Source organism: Dyadobacter sp. Leaf189, from assembly GCF_001424405.1.
Classification (GTDB): Bacteria; Bacteroidota; Bacteroidia; order Cytophagales; family Spirosomataceae; genus Dyadobacter.
This window is the reverse complement of sequence record NZ_LMPS01000001.1, coordinates 652,750-674,382: the sequence shown is the minus strand read 5'-3', so window position 1 is coordinate 674,382 and position 21,633 is coordinate 652,750. Positions and strand designations below refer to the sequence as shown.

Here is a 21,633-nt window from a genome sequence, read left to right as displayed (position 1 = left end):
TCACCCAAATATTCCAAATTAAAACAATCAAATGAATCTTAAAACAATCAGTTATGCGATGGGCATAACGATCCTTGCGGCCTCTTGTAATCAGTATAAGACGCAGGTTACGGAGAACGGGCTTAAATATCAGATCTTCGAACACGAAGATGATGCCAGAAAAGCAAAGCTTGGAGATATTATGTCTTTCCATCTGGTTCTAAAAAACGGTAGCGATTCCACACTTCGCGACACTTATAAAGAAGGCAATCCGGTTAAAATGGTACTTCAGGCGCCTCCGTTCAAAGGAAGCTTTGAAGAAGGACTTGCTATGTTGGCAACTGGTGACAGTGCGAAATTCATGATCAATGCAGATACTTTGTTTGCTAAAATGATGCAGCCAATGCCGCCGATGATCAAAAAAGGTTCTGAGATCAGCTTTACAGTAAAGGTTTTGAGCGTTTTAACATCAGAAGAATTCCAGAAGCAGCAATCGGAAGCAGGTGTTAAGCAGAAAGCAGTTGACGCGAAAGTGATCGATGCTTTTCTTGCGAAAAACAATCTGCAGGGAAAAGCGCGCAAAACGGCTTCGGGATTGGTATATGTTCCTCAGGTTGAAGGCTCAGGCGCAAGTCCGGTCGCAGGCGATAATGTAAAAGTGAATTACACAGGCAAATTCCTCGACGGTAAGGAGTTTGACAGCTCTAAAAACCAGGGCAAGCCATTGGATTTGCAAGTTGGCCAGGGAATGGTGATCCCGGGCTGGGAAGAAGGCATTATGCTCATGAAAAAAGGCGAAAAAGGCTTGTTGATCATTCCTTCCGGTCTGGCATACGGACCAGAAGCTTATGGACCAATCCCAGGCAACTCGGTACTTCAGTTTGAAATGGAACTGATTGATTTCTCCAAAGGAACCGGTGCACCAGCTGCTCCGCCGGTTGCACCGCCTACACGCTAACAGAAAAAGACAAATCAAACGGCCGCTTCACAAGAGTGGCCGTTTTTTTATGTAAAATGCGCAGCTATTATCAACATCAATACTATGAAACTTTGCTTTGCAACCAACAATGTCAATAAGCTTATTGAGGTCCAGGCTTTACTGGGAAATCATTTTGAATTGGTCACACTAGCCGAAATAGGCTGCGAAGCTGACATTCCCGAGCCTTACGAAACCATAGCTGAAAATTCGCGTGGTAAAGCTGAATATGTGTATCAGAACTTCAATGTCAACTGCTTCGCCGACGATACTGGTCTTGAAGTTACCGCATTGAATGGCGAACCGGGTGTAAGATCCGCCCGCTATGCAGGCCCGCAGCGGGAGCCAGCTGATAACATTGCTTTACTACTGCAGAATCTTGCTCCATTTGCAAACAAGCAGGCGCGGTTTTTAACTGTAATTACACTGGTGATCGACGGCGTTTACCATCAGTTTGAAGGTACAGTGGAAGGCACCATAATTCCGGATAAAAGAGGAAGTAACGGCTTCGGTTATGACCCGATCTTTGTTCCGGATGGTTACGATAGAACCTTTGCTGAAATGACGCTGGCGGAGAAGTCGAAGCTAAGCCACCGTGCACGTGCTTTCACGAAGCTGGTGGACTTTCTTCAATCCATTTAAGATAGTATCAACTGTAAAACCTATGTTATGCAAGATTTTGATCCGGCGGACTACCGTGTAGACGGCTCCAAGAAATTTGACATTGAGAAGGCAAAAACGAAGGTTAAGGACTTTTACGAGGATAAGGAACATTACGAAGTTTTGCAAGCTGAGGCTGCACAGGAACTTGATGAACTGCAAAGTATGATGTATGCGCATAATCGCTACGGATTGCTGGTGATTTTTCAGGCAATGGATGCGGCAGGTAAAGATGGTACGATCAAGCATGTGATTTCAGGTGTCAATCCGGTAGGGATTAAGATACACTCTTTCAAGCGGCCGACGGAAACCGAGCTAAGCCACGATTTCCTCTGGCGCACAAGCCAGGTGCTGCCGCAGAGAGGAACAATTACGATTTTCAACAGGAGCTACTATGAAGAAGTGCTGGTAGTGAAAGTAGAACCAGAAATCCTGACCAAGTCACAAAGGCTGCCCAAGGAATTGACAGAAGATCTTGACAAGCTCTTCAAACAGCGTTATTCGGATATTTCGAATCTTGAAAAGTATCTATACCGGAATGGGATCCGGGTTGTCAAGATTTTCCTGAATGTATCAAAAGAGGAACAGGCCGAGCGGCTGATTGAACGTATTGAGGATCCTGCGAAGAACTGGAAGTTTGACGATCAGGATATCAAAGTGCGTGCGCAATGGGATGAATACATGAAAGCTTACGAAGAATGCATTAATGCTACTGCTTCGAAGAAAGCGCCCTGGTATATTATTCCCGCAGACGACAAACGGAACATGCGGCTTGCAGTGGGGAAAATCATCGTGGAGGAGTTGAAGAGAATGGATATGTCTTATCCCGAATCAGACCCTTCGCAAACGGAAGTGTTGAAGCAATATATTGATGTAATTAAGGCTCAAAATCATGAGTAACAAAAAAAGGCAGCCGATGTAAATCGGCCGCCTTTCATAGCTATGCATGGTGTGAAGTTATGTCTTACTTGATGGTGAAATCTCCGCCACCAATCTTGTATCCCTCTGCGTACAATTCTACATTGTATTTTCCAGGACGGAACTGAGAGGTATTATCGTATAGCAATTCAACTTTCTGGTTGTTGTTCTGGAACGCTACTGATTCACGTGCTGTGAATTTAGATGGCGCACCATTCACTTCAAATTCGCCAGAACCAGTTGCATCGTCAGCGATCACTGCACCTTCAGGATCAAGAACTCTCACGTAAATGTCTTTTGGCTCCTGAGCAGTAAGCTCGTTTTCTGGCAGGTTGAAAACTAGTTTCAGCTTGTCAACTCTCTTCGCTTTGTACTCATCTTTGTCTTTCACCTTACCTCTTGAATTAACGGTCAGGATTTTAAGATTCTGAGCTCTCAAAGCAGCAGCTTTACTTACTTTCTCGCTTAGCTCTTTGTTAGCAGCTGTGAAAGTAGTTACTGAGTCAGTCAATTCAGTCTGGCGTTGAACCAGTCTTTCTCTTTCGCTTGTCAACGTACCAACGTGAGTGCTGAGGGAATCGTTTGAAGCTACCAGATGTTCGTTTTCAGCTTTAAGCTGCGCAATCATTTCGTCTTTTTCGGTCAGGAATCTTTCATACTCCTTGATCTTTCCAAGATACTTGTTAGTTTCAACTCTTCTGCTTTTGCTGAAAGCCAATTTATCAGCTTCCAACTTCTCTTTCATTTTGGTAAGTTCTGTAACATCTCCACCCAGTCTTTCGATTTCAGCAATTTTAGAATCCAGAACGGTGGAAATAGAGTCCAGTTTAGTTTTGGTCACAGCCAGTTCTCTTGCTTTCTCAACTACCATTGACTCCTGTTGGGTCAACTCTTGTTTTTGAGTAGTAAACAAGTAGCCAAACATGGCCGTCGCTAGTCCCAGGACAACTACCATTGCCCAAGCTATGCTTTGCTTATTTTTCTGTTCTTGTTGCATTGAGTTTTAAGTTTACTTTATGATTTAGTTTACATGTTGACGGATTAGTCCGGGTCTACATGGTTTCGATAGGTAAGCAACCAATTTTGTGCCCTCTTCCCTGCAACAGCAGTTAGCCGGCTATATACGCCCAATCGCTTTCTACGAATAATACCAGTAAAAAAGCCTCAAATTCCACATCTGAGGCCAATTTTCAACAACCAAAATTTTGAGAGGAAATATTTGGCAAATGGCCTTTGAAGCGCATTCGCCGTAAAGAAATTGGGTAATCTTTACCCAATTTATGGTGTAAGAGTACAGGAAAAGGAAATTAAAAAACCCGCTATAATCCTATTCTAGCTGATATTTCGAAACGCTTCGGCTCCATGAAGATCAGTTTCTGATATCCTTTTACGGAGTAAGCAGAAATCTGCAATAGATTGTCCTTCTTCTGGCAAGTAAACTCAATCTGCTTTTCAGATTCGTAAATACGATTGCGAGACAGCAACGTGGCCATTACTTTGGTGGGAGATTTAACTGTGGTATCAGTAACAATTTTCAGGTAGCGGACCGGCAAATCACTATTCTCTTTGAGTCGATACTCGTAAGTAGACGAATCCTTCCTCGTCACATCATAACTTTGGGCATAGGAGGGTTTATTGATATCAGCCTGAATGAACAATTCAAGTTCCTTTTTCCAGTCAATGGCGTCTGATTTGACGGTTTCGAGTTCACCATCAAGCTTCGCCGACTTCGTTGCCAAGGGCTTCTTTTCATTCAGATAAACGATCTGATTTTCTACAAATCCTTTCAGATCAAAATACCTTTTTACCTCATTGTCATCGGCAGCCTGCTGATCGCAGGAAGCCAGCATTGCAGTCGAAAGAAATGCAAAAAAGTATAGAACAGGAGCTTTAATAAAGGATTTTGCGTGGTTGGTCTGCTGAGGCATTTGTAAGAATTCAGAATGGAATTTTAAAAGAACAGAGAGCCTTGCGGGCTCTCTGTGGTTAACATCTTTTACAACTGTTAAGTTTTAGAGCAAACTGGTTCCAGTCATTTCCTCCGGCTTAGCAATTCCCATCAGATCCAGGATAGTCGGGGCAATATCTGCCAACTTTCCATTCTTGATAGGAGCTTTGTATTCGTTATCGACCAGAATGCATGGTACCAGATTCAATGAATGCGCAGTGTTGGGTGATCCGTCATCGTTCATCATATAATCAGAATTTCCATGATCAGCTATGATAATCGATGAGTAACCGTGGTTTAAACCTGTCGTAACAACCGCCTGTACGCATTGGTCAACCGTTTCGCAAGCCTTTACAGCCGCTTCGAAAACGCCGGTATGCCCTACCATATCAGGATTGGCGAAGTTAAGGCAGACAAAATCAACCTCTTCTTTTTCCAACTCAGGTACGATTGAATCTCTGATACCAAATGCGGACATTTCTGGCTGTAAGTCGTAAGTAGCCACTTTGGGCGAAGCGCAAAGTAAGCGACTCTCTCCTTCAAAAGGCTTTTCCCTACCTCCGGAGAAAAAGAAGGTAACGTGCGGGTATTTTTCAGTTTCAGCGATCCTGATCTGCTTTTTACCTGCTGATTCGAGCACTTCTCCCAGCGTATTATTGAGATTATCTTTATCGAAAATGACATCAACTCCTTTATAAGTCTCGTCATAATTCGTCATTGTAACATATTTCAGATTAAGCTTGTGCATGTTCTGCTCATGGAAGTCCTGCTGGGTAAGAACCTCCGTTATCTCACGTCCGCGATCTGTGCGGAAGTTGAAGCACAAAACCACATCTCCGTCGCTGATCACGGTGATAGGAATTCCCGCTGCATCTGTCGCAATGATAGGCGTGATGAATTCATCGGTCACACCTTCCTCATAGGAAGCTTGTACTGCCTGCAAAACGTCTGTTTCCGGAACATGCTTTCCTTCTCCATGTACCATGGCATCGTAGGCCAGCTTTACACGTTCCCAGCGTTTGTCTCGGTCCATTGCATAATAGCGACCGGTAATGCTGGCAAGTCGACCAGTAGTCATCGCCATTGCTTCTTTAAGCTCCGTTAAAAAGCCTAAACCGCTTTTTGGATCACAATCGCGGCCGTCTGTAAAAGCGTGAACGAAAACGTTTTCAAGCTGGCGGTCAGCAGCTATTTTGCAAAGCCCTTTTAAATGGTCAATGTGCGAGTGGACACCTCCGTCGGATACCAGACCAATGAAATGTACTTTTTTATTGTTGACCTTGGCGTAATCGAAAGCTTCGGTCAAAGCTTTTTCGTGGGCTAATGTACCTTCCGATACGGCAAGGTTGATCTTAACCAAATCCTGGTAAACAATACGGCCTGCTCCAAGATTGGTATGCCCTACTTCCGAGTTACCCATTTGACCATCAGGCAACCCAACTGCCAAACCACTGGCTTCCAATCTGCTGTTTGAATAGTTTTGCAGGATACTGTCGTAAAAAGGAGTGTCGGCAGCTATAACAGCTGAACGGTTTTCCTCACCAATCTTGGCGACTCCCCAACCGTCCATAATGATAAGAATGACTTTTCTGCTCAATTTGGTGGAATGTTAAAATGTTATTTAGCGAGCCACTGGGGTTATTCTTCGCTCTTACTTTCAATAGGTTGATTATTCTCGTCTACGATCACGTAAACCTCCTCGCCTGGTTTCCTCATCAGAAACTTTTCCCTGGCCCATTTCTCAACCATTTGCGGATTCCCAAAAACCTCATTCCGCTCTTTCTTTACCTGAGAAATTTTTTCAAGTAGTTTGGACTTTTCTACTTCCAGCTCTTTCATTTTCATCCGGTTAGAAAAAACCACCCGAATGTTATTGTTGTCCAAAAACAAAATCCAGAACAACCATGCAACCAAAGTAGCTACATAGAAGTTTTTCAATGTTTTAAATGACCAGAATGAATTGCTTTTCATAGGAATACCCAAAAATGAAAACCGGAGCGCTTGGCTCCGGTTTATTATATCAGAATTTCAATCCCGGGAAGTATGCGCTTTCGCCTAATTCTTCCTCAATGCGAAGTAGCTGATTGTATTTTGCCATACGGTCAGAACGTGAAGCAGAACCGGTTTTAATTTGTCCCGTGTTCAATGCAACAGCAAGGTCAGCGATTGTTGCATCCTCAGTTTCACCTGAACGGTGCGACATAATGCTCTTATAGCTGTTACGTTTTGCCAGGTTTACAGTATCGATAGTTTCTGTAAGAGAACCAATCTGGTTTACTTTTACCAAAACTGCATTTGCGATCTGAGATTCAATTCCTTGTTGCAGGCGGGTTACATTCGTTACGAACAAATCATCACCTACAAGCTGGCATTTGCTGCCGATTGACTCTGTCAAAGTTTTCCAGCCAGCCCAATCGTCTTCGTCCATACCATCTTCAATAGAGATAATAGGATATTTAGCAACCCATTGAGTCCAGTAATCCGCCATTTCAGCTGAACTAAGTTTACGGCCATCTGATTTTTTGAAGTGGTATAGACCATCTTCGTAGAATTCGGAAACAGCTGCATCCATGGCAATGAAGATTTCTTCGCCAGGTTTGTAACCAGCTTTTTCAATCGCTTGAATTACGATCTCGATCGCCTCTTCATTGGATTTGATATTTGGAGCGAAACCACCTTCGTCACCTACGTTGGTCGAATAGCCTTTGCTTTTCAAAACAGTTTTCAGGGTATGGAAAACCTCAACACCCATACGAAGCGCCTGAGAGAACGTATCTGCTTTTGCAGGCATGATCATAAACTCCTGAAAATCGATCGAGTTATCCGCGTGACTTCCTCCGTTCAGAATATTCATCATAGGTACAGGAAGCGTATTTGCATTTGTTCCGCCAACATAGCGATACAATGGCAGGTTTGCTTCCTGCGCTGCTGCTTTCGCCGCCGCCAGGGAAACTCCCAGGATTGCATTGGCACCCAACTTTCCTTTATTAGGAGTTCCGTCAAGCTCAAGCATGATCTTGTCGATCAGATTTTGCTCAAATACTGAACATCCGATGAGTTCAGGAAAAATAATATCGTTGACATTTTCAACTGCTTGCAAAACACCTTTTCCAACATAAACGCTTTTGTCGTTATCACGAAGTTCAACGGCCTCATGCTTTCCGGTAGAAGCACCAGATGGAACAGCAGCACGTCCCAGGTAACCATTTTCGGTACGAATATCTACTTCTATTGTCGGGTTTCCTCTTGAATCCAGAATTTGTCTTGCATGTACTGACTGAATCGTACTCATTTGCAGCTTATGTTTTAATTATAAATTTAAATATTTTAACGCCTACAAAATAACACAAAAAAAATCGTCATCCATAAGCGGCAAATCACTTTAAGTTAAATTTACAATTCGGTAACACAGTCAATTTCATATGTATTGAGCAAACTAGTTACGGGTTGTATACCTCTATAAAAAGAAAACCTCCGTTAAGGAGGTTTTCTGATCAGCTTGCGCTTAGCAATTTTATAAATTCGTCAAACAGGTACCTTGAATCATGAGGACCTGGTGAAGCTTCTGGGTGATACTGCACCGAGAATGCAGGATAATCCTTCCTTCTGATCCCTTCTATTGTGTTATCATTCAAGTTAATATGTGTGATCTCAATGTCCGGGTGGCTCTGGATCTCATCAGGGTTCACAGCAAATCCGTGATTCTGAGAAGTGATTTCACACAATCCCGTAATCAAGTTTTTGACAGGGTGATTTAAGCCTCTGTGTCCGTGATGCATTTTATAAGTAGTTATGCCACTTGATAGCGCTAATAACTGGTGACCGAGGCAAATTCCAAAAAGTGGTTTCGCAGTCTTGATCATCTGGTTCACGCTCTCTACTGCGTAAAGCATAGCAGCCGGATCGCCCGGTCCATTAGATATAAAGAACCCGTCGGGGTTCCATTCCATTACTTCTTCAAACGGCGTCTTTGCTGGAAATACTTTGCAATAGCAACCTCTGGAAGTAAGATTTGACAAAATGCTTTTTTTGATTCCATAATCAATCACCGCTATCCGCCATTTGCTTCCCTCTTCTTCGCCGACAAAGTACGGTTCAGTAGTTGTTACTTCTGACGACAACTCGAGTCCGTCCATGGAAGGTATCCTTCTTAATTCCTCCATAAGCAACTTCTCATCAAGAATTTCAGAAGAAATAATTGCATTCATCACGCCTTTTTCACGCACATGCCTTACCAAATGCCTGGTATCTACATTACTGATACCAACAATCTTGGACCTCTCGAAATATTCCTGCAGTGAGAAATCCGCGGTATCTCTGGAATAAATGGCCGAGAACGTGTTACAAACCATTCCCCGGATTTTGACAGAGCTTGATTCCTCTTCATCATTTAGCTGTACACCATAGTTGCCGATATGCGAGTTGGTGTTGACGATAATCTGTCCATAGTACGAGGGATCCGTATAGATCTCCTGATAGCCCGTCATTCCGGTATTAAAGCAGATTTCCCCGCCAGTCGTTCCACGTATTCCCAAAGCTAGACCTTTGTATGCTGTTCCGTCTTCAAGCAACAACAGAGCTTCCTGTTTTTGATTCATATATGGTTTTTATCGATTTTCTTCTGATTAATGAGAATGAATTGTAAAGTTATTCTCAAAAGCGGTGCAAAAATACAGTTTTTTGCGCATAAAAAAGGGTTAAACTAAAACGTTTAACCCTCTCAATATTTCTACTACCTTCCAAAACTACTCTTTGTCAGTACCTTCAGATGAATCTTCCGTCTTCGGAGCTTCCTCAGCAGCTGGTGCTGACTCTTCTACCACCGGGTGATCTTCTTTCTTAACAGGTGCAGCAACATCGGCTTCAGCGGAGGTCTCTTTCTTTCCACCACCTCTTCTGCTACGACGAGTTTTAGCTGGCTTATCTGCATTAGCAAGCAGCAGTGCATCATTGAAATCAACAAGTTCGATCAATGCCGTTTCAGCAGCATCACCTAGTCTGTTACCTAACTTAATAATACGGGTATAACCACCTGGGCGAGATGCAATTTTGTCAGATACTGCGCCGAAAAGCTCTTTCGTAGAAGCCTTATCGTTAAGATAGGAGAATACAATCCTTCTGTTGTGGGTTGAATCTTCTTTCGCACGAGTCAGCAAAGGCTCAACGTACTTACGAAGTTCTTTCGCTTTCGCCAGAGTAGTTTCAATTCTTTTGTGGAGAATCAAAGAGGAAGCCATATTTGAAAGCATAGCCTTGCGGTGAGATGCTGTTCTTCCTAAGTGATTATCCTTTTTACCGTGTCTCATTTTTTTGTTGTTTAGTTGCTTCGAGCTGCGACTGGCGCGCTACAGAATACATACTTATGAATGGAATAATTATCAATCCTCTTCCAGGCGATACTTGGCTACGTCCATTCCGAAAGTCAGTTGTTTATCAGCTACAAGCTGCTCCAACTCCGTAAGGGATTTCTTTCCAAAATTACGAAACTTCATCATATCTGAAATTTCAAGCCTTACTAAATCACCCAATGATTTAACATCGGCAGATTTCAGACAGTTATATGCACGAACAGAAAGATCCAGCTCAGACAACGAAGTTTTCAAAAGCTTTCTCATGCGCAACATTTCCTCGTCAACCTGATTATCTTCTTCCGCTTTCTGCTTCTCGAAAGTCATTGTCTGATCCGAGAACAACATGAAGTGTTGAATAAGAATGTTCGCAGCACCTTTCAGAGCATCCTCAGGGTGAATTGAACCATCAGTTTGAATATCTATTAAAAGACGCTCGTAGTCAGTACGCTGTTCAACACGTGTATTTTCAACACTGTATTTTACATTCTTTATCGGTGTGTAAATAGAATCAACAGCGATGTAACCAAATGGCAATTCATTTGCACGTGGCTCATCTGCTGGAACATATCCTCTTCCTTTATCTAACAACAGTTCCATCTCAAATTCCTTCTGATCGTCAATATGACAAATCACCTGGTCTGGATTAAGAACCTCGAATGCATTTGTAAACTTACCAATGTCACCTGCTGTAATGGCAGACACATTCTTTAGATTTACTACTATCCTACTCTCACTTAGATCAGAAACTTTTTTAAAGCGAACCATTTTAAGGTTCAGGATGATTTCTGTAACATCCTCAACAATACCTTCAATAGAAGAGAATTCGTGAAGCACGCCCGGGAACTTCACACTTGTAATGGCGTAACCTTCCAAAGATGAAAGAAGTATTCTACGCAACGCATTACCGATGGTCACGCCGTATCCTTTCTCTAAAGGCTTAAACTCAAACAACCCGTGAAAGTCGTCTGCTTTTTCCATGACGACCTTATCAGGCATTTGGAAAGCTAATATTGACATAGTCTTTGCTCCTTTTATAGTAGTAAATGATAGTTGATCACGCTACCGTTACCTTTGCGATCGCAAAATTGCCGTTAACGGCTAAAAAGTACTTCCCCCGCGCAACGGAGAAAGTACTGAAATAATGAAGATTGTTATTTAGAGTACAACTCAACGATGAGCTGCTCATTGATATTTTCAGGGATCTGCTCACGCTCTGGGAACGTTACGAATTTGCCTGATAGTTGCTGTCCGTCCCATTCAAGCCAGTTGAATCCACGTGAACTGTGGCCAGCAAGGCTGTCAGTTACTGCTTCAAGTGATTTAGACTTTTCGCGAACAGTCACTACCTGTCCTGGACGAAGAGAATATGAAGGAATATTTACGATCTCACCATCAACAAGAATGTGTTTGTGAGATACAAGTTGCCGGGCTGCTCTTCTTGTTGGAGCGATCCCAAGGCGGTAAACTGTATTGTCAAGACGTGCCTCGCAATACTTCAAAAGGTTTTCACCAGTGATACCTTCTTTTACAGAAGCTTTCTCAAACAAATTACGGAATTGTCTTTCAAGAATACCGTAAATGAATTTTACCTTTTGCTTTTCCATTAACTGTAAAGCATACTCCGACTTCTTGGAGCGGCGACCCTTACCATGGATTCCAGGAGGGTAATTTTTCTTAGCAAGTGCTTTACTTGGACCTAAAATTGGTTCTCCGTAACGTCTTGCAATCTTCGATTTGGGACCTGTATAACGTGCCATTAAAAACTTTTTTGTTTAACTATTAATTAAGACCATTCAGTAACCCCAGTGTCCAAATTACGAATGGATATTTTACTATACTCTACGACGCTTTGGAGGACGGCAGCCATTGTGTGGCAGCGGAGTAATGTCACGGATTGTTGTTACTTCAATCCCCGCATTCTGGATTGTACGGATAGCTGATTCGCGCCCCGATCCAGGTCCTTTAACAAAAACCTCTGCTTTACGCATCCCCAGATCAAAGGCAACCTGCGCTGCACTTTGAGCTGCTGTTTGTGCAGCATAAGGAGTGTTCTTCTTTGATCCACGGAATCCCATTTTACCAGCGGAACCCCACGATATAACCTGACCATTGTTGTTTGTAATGGAGATGATTATATTATTGAAAGAGGCCTTAATGTGAACCTGACCAACAGACTCAACAACAACAACTCTCTTTTTTGCTTTATCTTTTCTTTTATTTTGTGCCATTGCTCAAGGGGAATAAGTGTGGCGAAGCCACCGCTCATTGTTTATTTAGTAGCCTTTTTCTTATTAGCGATTGTCTTACGCTTACCCTTACGAGTACGAGAATTGTTCTTCGTTCTTTGTCCGCGAAGTGGCAATCCCTTACGATGGCGAAGACCTCGGTAACAAGCGATGTCCATCAAGCGTTTGATGCTCAATTGAACCTCAGACTTAAGTGCACCCTCTACTTTATATTCACCAGCGATCACTGCACGAATCGCGCCTGACTCGTCATCTGTCCAGTCAATAACTTTCTTATTCAAATCTACTCCCGCCTTGTCCAGAATCTTCTTCGCAGAACTGCGACCGATTCCAAAAATATACGTTAATGAGATTTCGCCTCTTTTACGGTCGGGAATATCAACTCCTGAAATACGTGCCATATGATTAACCTTGTCTTTGTTTATACCGTGGGTTCTTCTTATTAATTACATATACCTTACCCTTACGGCGTATAACCTTGCAGTCCTCACTGCGCTTCTTAACTGATGCTTTGACTTTCATCTGAGTATACTTAAGTGTTAATTTGAGGTGATCGACTCCTTATTTGTACCGGTAGGTAATTCTTGCCTTCGATAGGTCATAAGGAGACATTTCTAATTTTACACGGTCTCCCGGTAATATCTTGATATAGTGCATTCTCATTTTACCTGAAATATGAGCAATCACTTCATGCTTGTTTTCTAATACAACACGAAACATTGCGTTTGACAATGCTTCGAGAATTACTCCGTCTTGTTCGATTGATGCTTGTTTTGCCATTCGTAGCTTTATTACTTTACTTCTACCATTAGGCTGGTGTTGGCCGTCACTTTCTCTATATAATCGAATGTCGTGAGAATCTCTGCTTTGCCCTTTCGTACAACAACAGTATGTTCAAAATGAGCCGAATATTTACGGTCAGTAGTTCGAATAGTCCAACCATCACGTTCCTGCAATACCGCTTTTGTACCAAGATTAATCATAGGTTCAATAGCTAGCACCATCCCCTCACGTAGTCTTACGCCTTTTCCTCTCTTACCATAATTAGGTACCTCAGGACTTTCGTGAAGTTCTCTACCTACTCCGTGTCCAACCAACTCTCTTACAACTGAATATCCTCGCTCTTCAACGTATGACTGAATTGCATAACCGATGTCACCCATTCTCAATCCATCAACAGCGTGGTCTATGCCTTTATAAAGAGACCGTTTTGTAGCAGTCAGAAGATCCATAACTTCTTTGGAAACTTCTCCGACAGGATAGGTATAAGCACTATCGCTATGGTATCCCTTCAATTTGACCCCACAGTCGATTGAAATAATATCCCCTTCTTTCAATATGTACCCACTAGGGAAACCATGGACAACAACTTCATTCACAGAAATACAAAGCGACGCAGGGAAATTGTTAAAACCTTTGAAGGAAGGAATACCACCAAAATCTTTAATGTATTCCTCAGCAATCGAATCAAGTCTTTTTGTAGCGACCCCCGGTTTCACCCACATTGCCACTTCGGCATGAGCTTTCCCCAGAACCTGGGCACTTTCCTTGATAAGATCTATTTCGTCCTCCGTTTTAAGATAAATCATCTTCTATTAGATAGCCACGCTCTCCGTTCTACCCGTTACTCTACCAGACTTCATTAAACCTTCATATCGGCGCATCAACAAATAACTCTCAACCTGCTGCAACGTATCTAAAACTACACCCACCATGATAAGAAGTGATGTACCGCCGAAGAAATGCGCAAAGTCTGTCGACACACCAAGCAAACTTGCGAATGCTGGTAAAGTCGCAACGATTGCTAACATAATCGAACCTGGAAATGTAATTCTATCTAAAACTGAGCTAATATATTCCGAAGTCTGCTGACCAGGCTTAACACCAGGAATAAAGCCGCCTCCTCTTTTCATATCATCCGCGATCTGCTGCGGATTAACTGATATCGCAGTGTAAAAAAAGGTAAAAACTATAATCAGAAAAGCAAACAGCAAATTGTACTGCCAAGTCGTGTAATTCGCAAAAATAGTAGCAACGTTGCTTGCAAAGTCACTCTTCTCCGCGAAGTACGAAGCACCAAGTGATGGTATAAACATCAACGCTTGCGCAAAAATGATAGGCATAACACCTGCAGCATTCAGCTTCAAAGGTAGATACTGACGTTGCCCACCCATTACTCTGTTACCTACAACCTGCTTTGCATATTGAATAGGTATCCTGCGTACAGCCTGCGTTAACATAACAGCACCCATAATTACAAAGTATAGCGCAACTATCTCGAGAACAAAAAGCAAGATCTGACCACTGCCCCTAGACACAAACTCTTTATAAATTGCCCCAGGAAATCTGGATACAATACCTATCATGATAAGCATTGATATACCATTGCCAATACCCTTGTCCGTAATTCTCTCTCCCAGCCACATACAAAACATAGTACCGGCAGTTAGAACAAAAACAGACGAAATCGAAAATAGACTACGGCTCACTAGCAGAGCTTCGTCGGGTACAGTAGTATTAAGGTATGCAGTGCCCTGAACGAGGGTAACGACAATTGTTAAAACACGGGTAATTTGATTTAGCTTCTTCCTGCCAGATTCACCCTCTTTCTGCATCTTTTGAAAATAAGGCAAAGCCATAGTCAAAAGCTGAATAGCAATAGAGGCAGAAATATAAGGCATGATACCCAATGCAAAAATGGAAGCCTTGCTAAAAGCTCCACCTAGAAAAGTATCCAAAAGGCCCAATAAACCCTGTGACGATACATTCATTTGATCAGGCTCAACACCTGGCAATGCGACGTAAGACCCCAGACGGAAAATTGTTATAAACAAAAGAGTGTTGAGAATACGTGTTCTCAACTCCTCAATTGCAAATATATGCTTAATAGTCTCTAAAAATCGTTTCATTTTGTGGGTCTACATTAGCTATCCTGATCAACTATCAAATCACCGAACAGCGTAATTACAACTTGATAGCCTTACCGCCTGCTTTCTCAATCGCTTCAAGTGCGGTTGCAGAAAACCCATGAGCATGAATCTCAACAGCAGCTGACAACTCACCTCTACTCAGAATCTTAACGAGATCCTTTTTAGCGCACAAACCATTTTCAATAATCACCTCAGGGGTAATAACACTAACACCAATTTTGTCCACCAATGCTTGAATTGCATCCAAGTTAAGTGCCTTGTACTCGGTTCTGTTAACATTATTAAAGCCAAACTTCGGCAAACGTCTCTGAAGTGGCATCTGTCCACCTTCAAAGCCCAATTTACGGCTATATCCTGATCTAGATTGAGCCCCTTTATGCCCACGTGCAGATGTTCCGCCTTTACCGGAGCCCTGACCACGTCCAACACGCTTTCCAACTTTAACAGATCCAGCAGCTGGTTTTAACGAACTAAGATTCATACAATTCGTATATATTAAATTTCTTCGACTTTAACCAAGTGGCTTACTTTGCGAATCATTCCCGCAATAGCATCGCTATTTTCCTTTTCAACCGACCTGTTTAACTTGCCTAGACCCAGTGCCTTTATAGTAAGCTTCTGACGTTCCGGACGATCGATTGTGCTTTTAACTTGTGTAATACGTACTTTCGACATGATTACTCTCAGATATAGGAAATCCTAAGATTATCCGTTAAATACTTTATCTAACTTCACACTACGCTGAAAAGCAACCTGATGAGGAGCTCTCATTTTCAGAAGAGCGTCAATCGTCGCCTTAATAACGTTGTGAGGGTTTGAAGAACCTTTGGACTTAGCCAATACGTCCTTAATTCCCGCACTCTCAAGAACAGCCCTCATTGGACCACCCGCCAATACACCTGTTCCGGGAGCAGCTGGCTTAATCAAAACGAAACCACCACTAAACTTACCTTCCATTTCGTGAGGTACTGTGTGTTTCAGCATTGGAACTTGAATGAGGTTTTTCTTGGCGTCATCAATTCCCTTAGCAATAGCGTCGGTAACTTCATTGGCCTTGCCCAATCCATATCCAACTACGCCATTACCATCTCCAACTACAACAATGGCTGAAAAACTAAAGCGACGACCGCCTTTCACTACTTTTGCTACCCGATTGATGGCAACAACGCGCTCTTTCAAATCGGACTCGTTAACCTTCGAAGGTCTTGTATTTATAGACATAGTCTTTGTTATACTTAGAATTTCAGGCCACCCTCACGGGCTCCTTCGGCCAATGCTTTAACTTTTCCATGGTACAAGTACCCATTACGGTCAAAAACTACCGCCTGAATACCTGCTTCCTGAGCCTTCTCAGCAATTTTCTTTCCAACTTGAAGTGCAACTTCCACATTAGAATTCTCTTTTCTTCCACCAAGATCTACTGACGAAGCGCTTGCCAATGTAACTCCATTGATGTCGTCGATAATCTGCGCGTAAATACTGGTATTAGAACGGAAAACCGATAACCTTGGACGTTCCGTGCTACCCTTAACTCTCTTACGAATATGAAGTTTGAGACGTTGTCTTCTATCTGTTTTTGCGTTAGCCATTGTAATCTTATCTAACTTTGTTTATAACATTATTTTGTGGCAACGAATTACTTCTTAGAAGCAGACTTACCAGCCTTGCGACGTACAACCTCACCAACAAAACGAATACCTTTACCTTTGTAAGGCTCAACTTTTCTAAGTGACTTAATCTTAGCAGCTACTGAACCGATCAATTCTTTATCAATACCTTCTAAAATAACCTTAGGGTTCTGCCCTTTTTCAGAGGTAGTTGTAAGCTTGATCTCGCTTGGTATAGCCATAAAAATATTATGGGAGTATCCTAGTTGCAATTCCAAAACATTGTTCGCTGAACTCGCTTTGTAACCAACACCGATAATTTCTAGCTCTTTCTTGTAACCTTCACCAACACCAATTACCATGTTGTTGATCAAAGAGCGGTATAACCCGTGTAACGCTTTGTGACGCTTTTGCTCGGTAGGGCGCTTTACAGTAAGCTCATTACCTTCAACTGCAACAGTAATATCACTGTCAACTGTTTGAAAAAGCGTTCCTTTTGGTCCTTTAACCGACACGACATTATCTTCACCAACCGCAACTGAAATTCCAGCTGGTAAAACGATAACTTTATTTCCTATTCGTGACATTTCCTGAATATCTTTAAAATATTAATACACGAAACACAATACTTCTCCACCTACATTGAGAGTTTTCGCCTCTTTGTCAGTCATTACACCTTTAGATGTTGAAATTATTACAGTTCCTAATCCACCCAAAACGCGCGGCAATGTTGATGAACCTGAGTATTTTCGCAAACCAGGTTTACTTACCCTCTCCAATTTTACAATTGCAGATTGCTTTGTGACAGGATTATATTTCAAAGCGATTTTAATCGTTCCCTGAGGTCCAACCTCGTCAAACTTATAGCTTTGTATGTACCCTTTATCAAAAAGTACTTTTGTAATCTCTTTTTTTATGTTGGATGCAGGTATCTCAACAACCCGGTGCTTCGCTTTGATAGCGTTTCTGAGTCTCGTCAGATAGTCTGCTATGGGATCCGTTAACATTTTTATGCCAAGTTTAAACACCCCTTTTTGAACGGGAGTGCAAAGTTAAGTAATTGAAATCAGAATTGAAAGTATTCTTACCAACTTGATTTAGTAACTCCCGGAATTTTTCCATCAGAAGCCATATCTCGGAATAGAACTCTTGAAATCCCGAATTTACGCATATATCCCCTCGGTCTTCCAGTGATTTTGCATCGGTTATGTAGACGAACCGGAGAAGAGTTACGTGGCAGCTTATCCAAACCAACCCAGTCGCCAGCTGCTTTGAGCTTTGTACGCTTCTCAGCATATCTCTCTACCAGCGCCTGTCTCTTTCTTTCTCTCGCTTTTACTGATTCTTTTGCCATTGTCGGTAAATAAATCTTGTATTAAATTTTATATTATTTGCTAGCGTTAGTAAAGGGCATTCCCAACGCTTTCAGCAATTCATAACTCTCTTCGTCAGAGTTGGTGGAAGTCACAAAAGTAATGTCCATACCCGTGATCTTATTCACCTTCTCAATGCTGATCTCAGGGAAGATAATCTGCTCCTTCACACCAAACGTATAATTTCCTCTTCCGTCAAAACCTTTATCGCTGATCCCCTTGAAATCGCGAACCCGTGGCATTGCAATAGTAGTCAACCGATCCAAAAACTCGTACATACGATCACCACGAAGAGTAACCTTCGCGCCAATCGGCATGTTCTCTCTCAATTTAAAGTTTGAAACCGCTTTCTTAGATATAGTTGCGATTGCTTTTTGCCCGGTTATAAGGCTTAGCTCCTCTACTCCTGTATCAACCAGTTTCTTATCTGCAACCGCAGCTCCGATACCTTTGTTGATTACGATTTTTGTAAGCCGAGGTACTTGCATACTCGATTTGTACTGAAACTTCTCTTTCAACTGCGAAACAACTTCGCTCGCGTACTTCTCTTTTAATCTTGGCTGTGCCATTTTTACATTAGTTACGTGGATTACCGACCCACTTGCTTTGTTACTAAACTAGCGATACTGATAACAGTTACAACAAATTACCAGTCTTTTTCGAAAAGCGCTGCAATTTACCGCCATCATTGATCTTGCGACCGGTTCTTGTTGCTTCTCCTGTTTTAGGATCCACAACCATAAGATTGCTGATGTGAATAGCACCTTCTTTCTTCTCGATACTACCCTGTGGGTTTTGAGCATTAGGTTTAACATGCTTTGTGATCATGTTTACACCTTCCACTGTAGCTCTTTGCTTCTCAACCAGCACTTTTTTAATCACACCTGTTTCTCCCTTGGCGTTACCTGAAATCACTTTCACAGTATCGCCTTTACGGATATGCAATTTTGCTGGTGCCTTTTTACCTTTAATTTCCATTGACGTATTCTCTTAATAGTTTAAAGAAATACCTTATTTCTTACAGCACTTCTGGTGCAAGTGACACAATCTTCATGAATTGTTTCTCGCGCAATTCACGTGCAACTGGACCAAATATGCGGCTACCGCGAGGCTCGTCATTGTTATTCAATAAAACTGCTGCGTTATCCTCAAAGCGGATATAAGTTCCATCCTTGCGACGTACCTCTTTCTTGGTACGAACAACCACGGCTTTTGAAACCGTTCCTTTTTTCATATTGCTCGAAGATAGAGCCGACTTAACCGTAACTACGATCTTATCCCCTACCGAAGCATAGCGCTTTCCAGTTCCTCCAAGTACACGAATTACGAGTACCTCCTTAGCGCCACTGTTATCTGCTACCGACAGTCTTGATTCTTGCTGTACCATTATTACTTAGCTTTTTCAAGGATTTCTACTAATCTCCAACGCTTGTTCTTGCTGAGCGGACGAGTTTCCATTACACGAATCGTGTCGCCTATTCCAACCTCATTGGTCTCGTCATGAACCATCAACTTAGTAGTTTTGGTCATGAACTTACCATACTTGGCGTGCTTAACCTTACGTTCAACAGTGATCACACAGGATTTCTCCATTTTGTTACTCACTACTTTACCTATTCTTTCTTTACGTAAATTTCTTTCTGTTGCCTCCATAATTTCAATCTGATTTACTGCTGGTTAGATTTAGCCGACAGCTCTGTCAAGAGTCTTGCAATTTCCTTACGTGAGGCGCGAATACGCAAAGGGTTCTCGATAGGTGAAATTGCATGAGCAAATTTCAATCGAAGTAAGCGCTCTCTCTCTTGGGCGATCTGCTCTTTAAGCTGATCTTGCGACAGATCCTTTATTTCTTTACTAGTCATTGCTTTAAATAATTAACGTTCTGATTCCGCTCGGGACCCTATTCCTATTCTTGGTAATCCCGACGTACCACGAACTTGGTTTTAATTGGCAACTTTTGTGCAGCCAAACGCAATGCTTCGTTGGCAGTATCCAGCGCAACGCCAGTTGCCTCGAATATGATTGTTCCTGGTTTAACAGGAGCTACCCAATACTCAGGAGCACCTTTACCCTTACCCATACGAACCTCAGCAGGCTTCTTTGTAATAGGTTTATCAGGGAAAATACGAATCCAAACCTGGCCTTCACGTTTCATTGCACGTGTAACTGAAATACGAGCAGCTTCTATCTGACGTGCAGTCAACCAACCTGGTTCAAGAGCCTTAATAGCAAACGAACCAAAAGCGATTTCATGTCCACGTGTCGCTAAACCGTTGTATGAACCTTTTCCTTTCTGTTGCTTGCGAAATTTTGTCCTTTTCGGCTGTAACATGATTAATCTATTTGAACCGGCTTCACCGGAAATGCCTGATTACTTCTTCTTGTTCTTATTATTGTTGTTATTGCTTCTCTTCCTACGATCAGCATCACTACCACCACCACCTTCGCCGCGGGAAGCGCCATCATTTCCTCTGCCTCCTCTTCTGTCACCACGTCCACCACGGTCATTACCGCCACGATCGTTGCCGCCAGATGCACTCCGGTCAGCCCTGTCAGAAGCTGCTGTTGCAGCACTTGGAGTCAAATCACGCTTGCCGTACAATTCACCTTTGAAAATCCAAACCTTGATCCCGATCTTCCCGTAAATAGTCTGCGCTTCAGAGATCGCGTAATCAATATCTGCTCTCAACGTATGCAGCGGAATGCGTCCTTCTTTGTATTCCTCAGTACGAGCCATTTCAGCACCGCCCAGACGACCAGCAAGACGAATCTTAATTCCCTGAGTTCCTACCCGCATTGCAGAAGCGATTGACTGCTTCATGGCCCGACGATAAGAGATACGAGCTTGAAGCTGTTGAGCAATTGCCTCTCCTACCAGCTTAGCATCGATTTCAGGACGTTTAATTTCGTAGATGTTAATTTGAACATCTTTCCCTGTAATCTTTTTAAGCTCTTCTTTTATTTTATCAACTTCGCTACCACCTTTACCAATAACAATACCCGGACGGGCAGTGTGAATGGTAAGCGTAATACGTTTTAAAGTACGTTCAATAACTACCTTAGATATCGATCCCTTCGGAATACGTGCCTTGATGTAGTTACGGATTTTCTCATCCTCAACTAATTTATCAGAGAAGTCTTTTCCTCCATACCAGCTTGACTCCCATCCTCTAACAATTCCTAGTCTCAGACCTATAGGATTAACCTTTTGTCCCATTCGATATAGATCGTTTACTTATGATTCGGTGATTACTTCTTCTTTATCTGCACCTGATGCCGAAACCGAAGCGTCGTCAATCACGATGGTAATATGGTTCGAACGCTTGCGAATTCTATGCGCTCTGCCTTGGGGAGCAGGGCGTAAGCGCTTCAACATACGTCCACCGTCGATAAATACGGTTTTAACAATAAGATCAGCATCTTCAAGTTTTGAACCTTCGTTCAACTGCTGCCAGTTTGCAACTGCCGATAATAAAACTTTGTGCAAAACGGGAGAAGATGCCCTAGGTTGAAACTTTAATAGTGCCAACGCTTTGCTGACCTTTTGTCCGCGAATCATGTCGGCCACTAGTCTCATCTTGCGAGGAGAGGTAGGCACGTCTCTTAATATAGCTCTTGCTTCCATGTTCTTTAGATATAGGCTCG

The 21,633-nt window shown here is 42.5% G+C and carries 33 protein-coding genes; 3 read left to right on the top strand and 30 right to left on the bottom strand.

What is annotated here, in order from left to right; all coding sequences use genetic code 11:
- Nucleotides 1-31: 31 nt before the first annotated feature.
- The 3 genes from ASG33_RS03000 (at nt 32) to ASG33_RS02990 (ending at nt 2,515) form a co-directional block, all read left to right on the top strand.
- Nucleotides 32-937, top strand: coding sequence for an FKBP-type peptidyl-prolyl cis-trans isomerase (locus ASG33_RS03000; protein WP_056280102.1), 906 nt, complete (start codon nt 32-34; stop codon nt 935-937).
- Between the two features lie 84 nt (nt 938-1,021).
- Nucleotides 1,022-1,597: an RdgB/HAM1 family non-canonical purine NTP pyrophosphatase gene (gene rdgB, locus ASG33_RS02995; protein WP_056280099.1), complete on the top strand. Its 576-nt coding sequence runs from the start codon at nt 1,022-1,024 to the stop codon at nt 1,595-1,597.
- A 27-nt stretch (nt 1,598-1,624) separates the two neighbouring features.
- A complete protein-coding gene (locus tag ASG33_RS02990) occupies nt 1,625-2,515 on the top strand; it encodes a polyphosphate kinase 2 family protein (RefSeq protein WP_056280095.1) in 891 nt (296 codons plus the stop codon).
- Nucleotides 2,516-2,579: 64 nt separating this feature from the next.
- Here ASG33_RS02990 and ASG33_RS02985 read toward each other — a convergent pair whose 3' ends face one another.
- The 30 genes from ASG33_RS02985 to rplV form a co-directional block, all read right to left on the bottom strand.
- Nucleotides 2,580-3,530: a hypothetical protein gene (locus ASG33_RS02985; protein WP_056280092.1), complete on the bottom strand. Its 951-nt coding sequence runs from the start codon at nt 3,528-3,530 to the stop codon at nt 2,580-2,582.
- A gap of 322 nt (nt 3,531-3,852) precedes the next feature.
- Nucleotides 3,853-4,461, bottom strand: a complete 609-nt coding sequence (locus ASG33_RS02980; RefSeq protein ID WP_229238544.1) for a hypothetical protein — start codon at nt 4,459-4,461, stop codon at nt 3,853-3,855.
- 84 nt (nt 4,462-4,545) lie between these two features.
- Nucleotides 4,546-6,078, bottom strand: coding sequence for a 2,3-bisphosphoglycerate-independent phosphoglycerate mutase (gpmI, locus tag ASG33_RS02975; RefSeq protein ID WP_056280089.1), 1,533 nt, complete (start codon nt 6,076-6,078; stop codon nt 4,546-4,548).
- 41 nt (nt 6,079-6,119) lie between these two features.
- Complete coding sequence (locus tag ASG33_RS02970; RefSeq protein ID WP_056280086.1) at nt 6,120-6,452, bottom strand: septum formation initiator family protein; 333 nt, start codon at nt 6,450-6,452, stop codon at nt 6,120-6,122.
- 49 nt (nt 6,453-6,501) lie between these two features.
- On the bottom strand, nt 6,502-7,773 hold the full coding sequence (eno, locus tag ASG33_RS02965) for a phosphopyruvate hydratase (RefSeq protein ID WP_056280084.1): 1,272 nt from the start codon (nt 7,771-7,773) through the stop codon (nt 6,502-6,504).
- Nucleotides 7,774-7,975: 202 nt separating this feature from the next.
- Nucleotides 7,976-9,079, bottom strand: coding sequence for a glutamine-hydrolyzing carbamoyl-phosphate synthase small subunit (gene carA, locus ASG33_RS02960; RefSeq protein WP_056280081.1), 1,104 nt, complete (start codon nt 9,077-9,079; stop codon nt 7,976-7,978).
- A 147-nt stretch (nt 9,080-9,226) separates the two neighbouring features.
- Complete coding sequence (rplQ, locus tag ASG33_RS02955; RefSeq protein WP_056280078.1) at nt 9,227-9,787, bottom strand: 50S ribosomal protein L17; 561 nt, start codon at nt 9,785-9,787, stop codon at nt 9,227-9,229.
- A 72-nt stretch (nt 9,788-9,859) separates the two neighbouring features.
- On the bottom strand, nt 9,860-10,849 hold the full coding sequence (locus tag ASG33_RS02950) for a DNA-directed RNA polymerase subunit alpha (protein WP_056280075.1): 990 nt from the start codon (nt 10,847-10,849) through the stop codon (nt 9,860-9,862).
- Nucleotides 10,850-10,983: 134 nt separating this feature from the next.
- The gene (rpsD, locus tag ASG33_RS02945; RefSeq protein WP_031528730.1) at nt 10,984-11,589 is read right to left on the bottom strand and encodes a 30S ribosomal protein S4; all 606 of its coding nucleotides are present in this window, start codon (nt 11,587-11,589) and stop codon (nt 10,984-10,986) included.
- Between the two features lie 75 nt (nt 11,590-11,664).
- On the bottom strand, nt 11,665-12,060 hold the full coding sequence (gene rpsK, locus ASG33_RS02940) for a 30S ribosomal protein S11 (protein WP_056280072.1): 396 nt from the start codon (nt 12,058-12,060) through the stop codon (nt 11,665-11,667).
- 41 nt (nt 12,061-12,101) lie between these two features.
- On the bottom strand, nt 12,102-12,479 hold the full coding sequence (rpsM, locus tag ASG33_RS02935) for a 30S ribosomal protein S13 (protein WP_031528732.1): 378 nt from the start codon (nt 12,477-12,479) through the stop codon (nt 12,102-12,104).
- A 4-nt stretch (nt 12,480-12,483) separates the two neighbouring features.
- Nucleotides 12,484-12,600: a type B 50S ribosomal protein L36 gene (gene ykgO, locus ASG33_RS25475; RefSeq protein ID WP_015813811.1), complete on the bottom strand. Its 117-nt coding sequence runs from the start codon at nt 12,598-12,600 to the stop codon at nt 12,484-12,486.
- Between the two features lie 39 nt (nt 12,601-12,639).
- Complete coding sequence (infA, locus tag ASG33_RS25470; RefSeq protein ID WP_015813810.1) at nt 12,640-12,858, bottom strand: translation initiation factor IF-1; 219 nt, start codon at nt 12,856-12,858, stop codon at nt 12,640-12,642.
- Between the two features lie 11 nt (nt 12,859-12,869).
- Entirely contained in the window at nt 12,870-13,667 is a 798-nt protein-coding gene (gene map, locus ASG33_RS02930; RefSeq protein WP_056280069.1) for a type I methionyl aminopeptidase, read from the bottom strand.
- A 6-nt stretch (nt 13,668-13,673) separates the two neighbouring features.
- A complete protein-coding gene (secY, locus tag ASG33_RS02925) occupies nt 13,674-14,987 on the bottom strand; it encodes a preprotein translocase subunit SecY (protein ID WP_056280067.1) in 1,314 nt (437 codons plus the stop codon).
- 55 nt (nt 14,988-15,042) lie between these two features.
- Complete coding sequence (gene rplO / locus ASG33_RS02920) at nt 15,043-15,489, bottom strand: 50S ribosomal protein L15 (RefSeq protein WP_056280065.1); 447 nt, start codon at nt 15,487-15,489, stop codon at nt 15,043-15,045.
- 14 nt (nt 15,490-15,503) lie between these two features.
- Nucleotides 15,504-15,683, bottom strand: coding sequence for a 50S ribosomal protein L30 (gene rpmD / locus ASG33_RS02915; protein ID WP_031528736.1), 180 nt, complete (start codon nt 15,681-15,683; stop codon nt 15,504-15,506).
- Nucleotides 15,684-15,713: 30 nt separating this feature from the next.
- Entirely contained in the window at nt 15,714-16,229 is a 516-nt protein-coding gene (rpsE, locus tag ASG33_RS02910) for a 30S ribosomal protein S5 (RefSeq protein ID WP_056280062.1), read from the bottom strand.
- 14 nt (nt 16,230-16,243) lie between these two features.
- The gene (gene rplR / locus ASG33_RS02905; RefSeq protein ID WP_056280059.1) at nt 16,244-16,597 is read right to left on the bottom strand and encodes a 50S ribosomal protein L18; all 354 of its coding nucleotides are present in this window, start codon (nt 16,595-16,597) and stop codon (nt 16,244-16,246) included.
- 47 nt (nt 16,598-16,644) lie between these two features.
- Nucleotides 16,645-17,202, bottom strand: a complete 558-nt coding sequence (rplF, locus tag ASG33_RS02900) for a 50S ribosomal protein L6 (RefSeq protein WP_056280057.1) — start codon at nt 17,200-17,202, stop codon at nt 16,645-16,647.
- Nucleotides 17,203-17,223: 21 nt separating this feature from the next.
- Nucleotides 17,224-17,622: a 30S ribosomal protein S8 gene (rpsH, locus tag ASG33_RS02895; protein WP_031528740.1), complete on the bottom strand. Its 399-nt coding sequence runs from the start codon at nt 17,620-17,622 to the stop codon at nt 17,224-17,226.
- A 77-nt stretch (nt 17,623-17,699) separates the two neighbouring features.
- Nucleotides 17,700-17,969, bottom strand: coding sequence for a 30S ribosomal protein S14 (rpsN, locus tag ASG33_RS02890; RefSeq protein WP_031528741.1), 270 nt, complete (start codon nt 17,967-17,969; stop codon nt 17,700-17,702).
- 33 nt (nt 17,970-18,002) lie between these two features.
- Nucleotides 18,003-18,557 carry a 50S ribosomal protein L5 gene (gene rplE, locus ASG33_RS02885; RefSeq protein WP_056280055.1) on the bottom strand — a complete coding sequence of 185 codons (555 nt, stop codon included), beginning with the start codon at nt 18,555-18,557 and terminating at the stop codon, nt 18,003-18,005.
- A 67-nt stretch (nt 18,558-18,624) separates the two neighbouring features.
- Nucleotides 18,625-18,966, bottom strand: a complete 342-nt coding sequence (rplX, locus tag ASG33_RS02880; RefSeq protein WP_056280052.1) for a 50S ribosomal protein L24 — start codon at nt 18,964-18,966, stop codon at nt 18,625-18,627.
- A 40-nt stretch (nt 18,967-19,006) separates the two neighbouring features.
- On the bottom strand, nt 19,007-19,375 hold the full coding sequence (rplN, locus tag ASG33_RS02875; RefSeq protein WP_015813798.1) for a 50S ribosomal protein L14: 369 nt from the start codon (nt 19,373-19,375) through the stop codon (nt 19,007-19,009).
- 2 nt (nt 19,376-19,377) lie between these two features.
- Nucleotides 19,378-19,641: a 30S ribosomal protein S17 gene (rpsQ, locus tag ASG33_RS02870; protein ID WP_031528744.1), complete on the bottom strand. Its 264-nt coding sequence runs from the start codon at nt 19,639-19,641 to the stop codon at nt 19,378-19,380.
- Between the two features lie 14 nt (nt 19,642-19,655).
- Complete coding sequence (gene rpmC, locus ASG33_RS02865) at nt 19,656-19,850, bottom strand: 50S ribosomal protein L29 (RefSeq protein WP_031528745.1); 195 nt, start codon at nt 19,848-19,850, stop codon at nt 19,656-19,658.
- Nucleotides 19,851-19,894: 44 nt separating this feature from the next.
- Nucleotides 19,895-20,320: a 50S ribosomal protein L16 gene (gene rplP, locus ASG33_RS02860; protein ID WP_031528746.1), complete on the bottom strand. Its 426-nt coding sequence runs from the start codon at nt 20,318-20,320 to the stop codon at nt 19,895-19,897.
- Between the two features lie 39 nt (nt 20,321-20,359).
- Nucleotides 20,360-21,205 carry a 30S ribosomal protein S3 gene (gene rpsC / locus ASG33_RS02855; protein ID WP_056280050.1) on the bottom strand — a complete coding sequence of 282 codons (846 nt, stop codon included), beginning with the start codon at nt 21,203-21,205 and terminating at the stop codon, nt 20,360-20,362.
- Nucleotides 21,206-21,223: 18 nt separating this feature from the next.
- Nucleotides 21,224-21,613 (bottom strand): 50S ribosomal protein L22, encoded by a 390-nt coding sequence (rplV, locus tag ASG33_RS02850; protein ID WP_056280048.1) that lies wholly within the window; start codon nt 21,611-21,613, stop codon nt 21,224-21,226.
- Nucleotides 21,614-21,633 lie beyond the last annotated feature (20 nt).

Bases quoted from the DNA above. Each gene is read 5' to 3' on its own strand.
- secY (WP_056280067.1), bottom strand. From the start codon at position 14,987: ATGAAACGATTTTTAGAGACTATTAAGCATATATTTGCAATTGAGGAG.
- rdgB (WP_056280099.1), top strand. From the start codon at position 1,022: ATGAAACTTTGCTTTGCAACCAACAATGTCAATAAGCTTATTGAGGTC.
- rplX (WP_056280052.1), bottom strand. From the start codon at position 18,966: ATGGAAATTAAAGGTAAAAAGGCACCAGCAAAATTGCATATCCGTAAA.
- ASG33_RS02980 (WP_229238544.1), bottom strand. From the start codon at position 4,461: ATGCCTCAGCAGACCAACCACGCAAAATCCTTTATTAAAGCTCCTGTT.
- rpsD (WP_031528730.1), bottom strand. From the start codon at position 11,589: ATGGCACGTTATACAGGTCCCAAATCGAAGATTGCAAGACGTTACGGA.
- ASG33_RS02950 (WP_056280075.1), bottom strand. From the start codon at position 10,849: ATGTCAATATTAGCTTTCCAAATGCCTGATAAGGTCGTCATGGAAAAA.
- carA (WP_056280081.1), bottom strand. From the start codon at position 9,079: ATGAATCAAAAACAGGAAGCTCTGTTGTTGCTTGAAGACGGAACAGCA.
- rplV (WP_056280048.1), bottom strand. From the start codon at position 21,613: ATGGAAGCAAGAGCTATATTAAGAGACGTGCCTACCTCTCCTCGCAAG.
- ASG33_RS02970 (WP_056280086.1), bottom strand. From the start codon at position 6,452: ATGAAAAGCAATTCATTCTGGTCATTTAAAACATTGAAAAACTTCTAT.
- infA (WP_015813810.1), bottom strand. From the start codon at position 12,858: ATGGCAAAACAAGCATCAATCGAACAAGACGGAGTAATTCTCGAAGCA.
- rpmD (WP_031528736.1), bottom strand. From the start codon at position 15,683: ATGTCGAAAGTACGTATTACACAAGTTAAAAGCACAATCGATCGTCCG.
- rpsQ (WP_031528744.1), bottom strand. From the start codon at position 19,641: ATGGAGGCAACAGAAAGAAATTTACGTAAAGAAAGAATAGGTAAAGTA.
- ASG33_RS02990 (WP_056280095.1), top strand. From the start codon at position 1,625: ATGCAAGATTTTGATCCGGCGGACTACCGTGTAGACGGCTCCAAGAAA.
- ykgO (WP_015813811.1), bottom strand. From the start codon at position 12,600: ATGAAAGTCAAAGCATCAGTTAAGAAGCGCAGTGAGGACTGCAAGGTT.
- rplN (WP_015813798.1), bottom strand. From the start codon at position 19,375: ATGGTACAGCAAGAATCAAGACTGTCGGTAGCAGATAACAGTGGCGCT.
- rplO (WP_056280065.1), bottom strand. From the start codon at position 15,489: ATGAATCTTAGTTCGTTAAAACCAGCTGCTGGATCTGTTAAAGTTGGA.
- rpsE (WP_056280062.1), bottom strand. From the start codon at position 16,229: ATGTCTATAAATACAAGACCTTCGAAGGTTAACGAGTCCGATTTGAAA.
- rplP (WP_031528746.1), bottom strand. From the start codon at position 20,320: ATGTTACAGCCGAAAAGGACAAAATTTCGCAAGCAACAGAAAGGAAAA.
- rpmC (WP_031528745.1), bottom strand. From the start codon at position 19,850: ATGACTAGTAAAGAAATAAAGGATCTGTCGCAAGATCAGCTTAAAGAG.
- rpsN (WP_031528741.1), bottom strand. From the start codon at position 17,969: ATGGCAAAAGAATCAGTAAAAGCGAGAGAAAGAAAGAGACAGGCGCTG.
- rpsM (WP_031528732.1), bottom strand. From the start codon at position 12,479: ATGGCACGTATTTCAGGAGTTGATATTCCCGACCGTAAAAGAGGCGAA.
- rplR (WP_056280059.1), bottom strand. From the start codon at position 16,597: ATGGCTAACGCAAAAACAGATAGAAGACAACGTCTCAAACTTCATATT.
- rpsH (WP_031528740.1), bottom strand. From the start codon at position 17,622: ATGTTAACGGATCCCATAGCAGACTATCTGACGAGACTCAGAAACGCT.
- rplQ (WP_056280078.1), bottom strand. From the start codon at position 9,787: ATGAGACACGGTAAAAAGGATAATCACTTAGGAAGAACAGCATCTCAC.
- rplF (WP_056280057.1), bottom strand. From the start codon at position 17,202: ATGTCACGAATAGGAAATAAAGTTATCGTTTTACCAGCTGGAATTTCA.
- ASG33_RS03000 (WP_056280102.1), top strand. From the start codon at position 32: ATGAATCTTAAAACAATCAGTTATGCGATGGGCATAACGATCCTTGCG.
- ASG33_RS02985 (WP_056280092.1), bottom strand. From the start codon at position 3,530: ATGCAACAAGAACAGAAAAATAAGCAAAGCATAGCTTGGGCAATGGTA.
- map (WP_056280069.1), bottom strand. From the start codon at position 13,667: ATGATTTATCTTAAAACGGAGGACGAAATAGATCTTATCAAGGAAAGT.
- rpsK (WP_056280072.1), bottom strand. From the start codon at position 12,060: ATGGCACAAAATAAAAGAAAAGATAAAGCAAAAAAGAGAGTTGTTGTT.
- eno (WP_056280084.1), bottom strand. From the start codon at position 7,773: ATGAGTACGATTCAGTCAGTACATGCAAGACAAATTCTGGATTCAAGA.
- rplE (WP_056280055.1), bottom strand. From the start codon at position 18,557: ATGGCACAGCCAAGATTAAAAGAGAAGTACGCGAGCGAAGTTGTTTCG.
- rpsC (WP_056280050.1), bottom strand. From the start codon at position 21,205: ATGGGACAAAAGGTTAATCCTATAGGTCTGAGACTAGGAATTGTTAGA.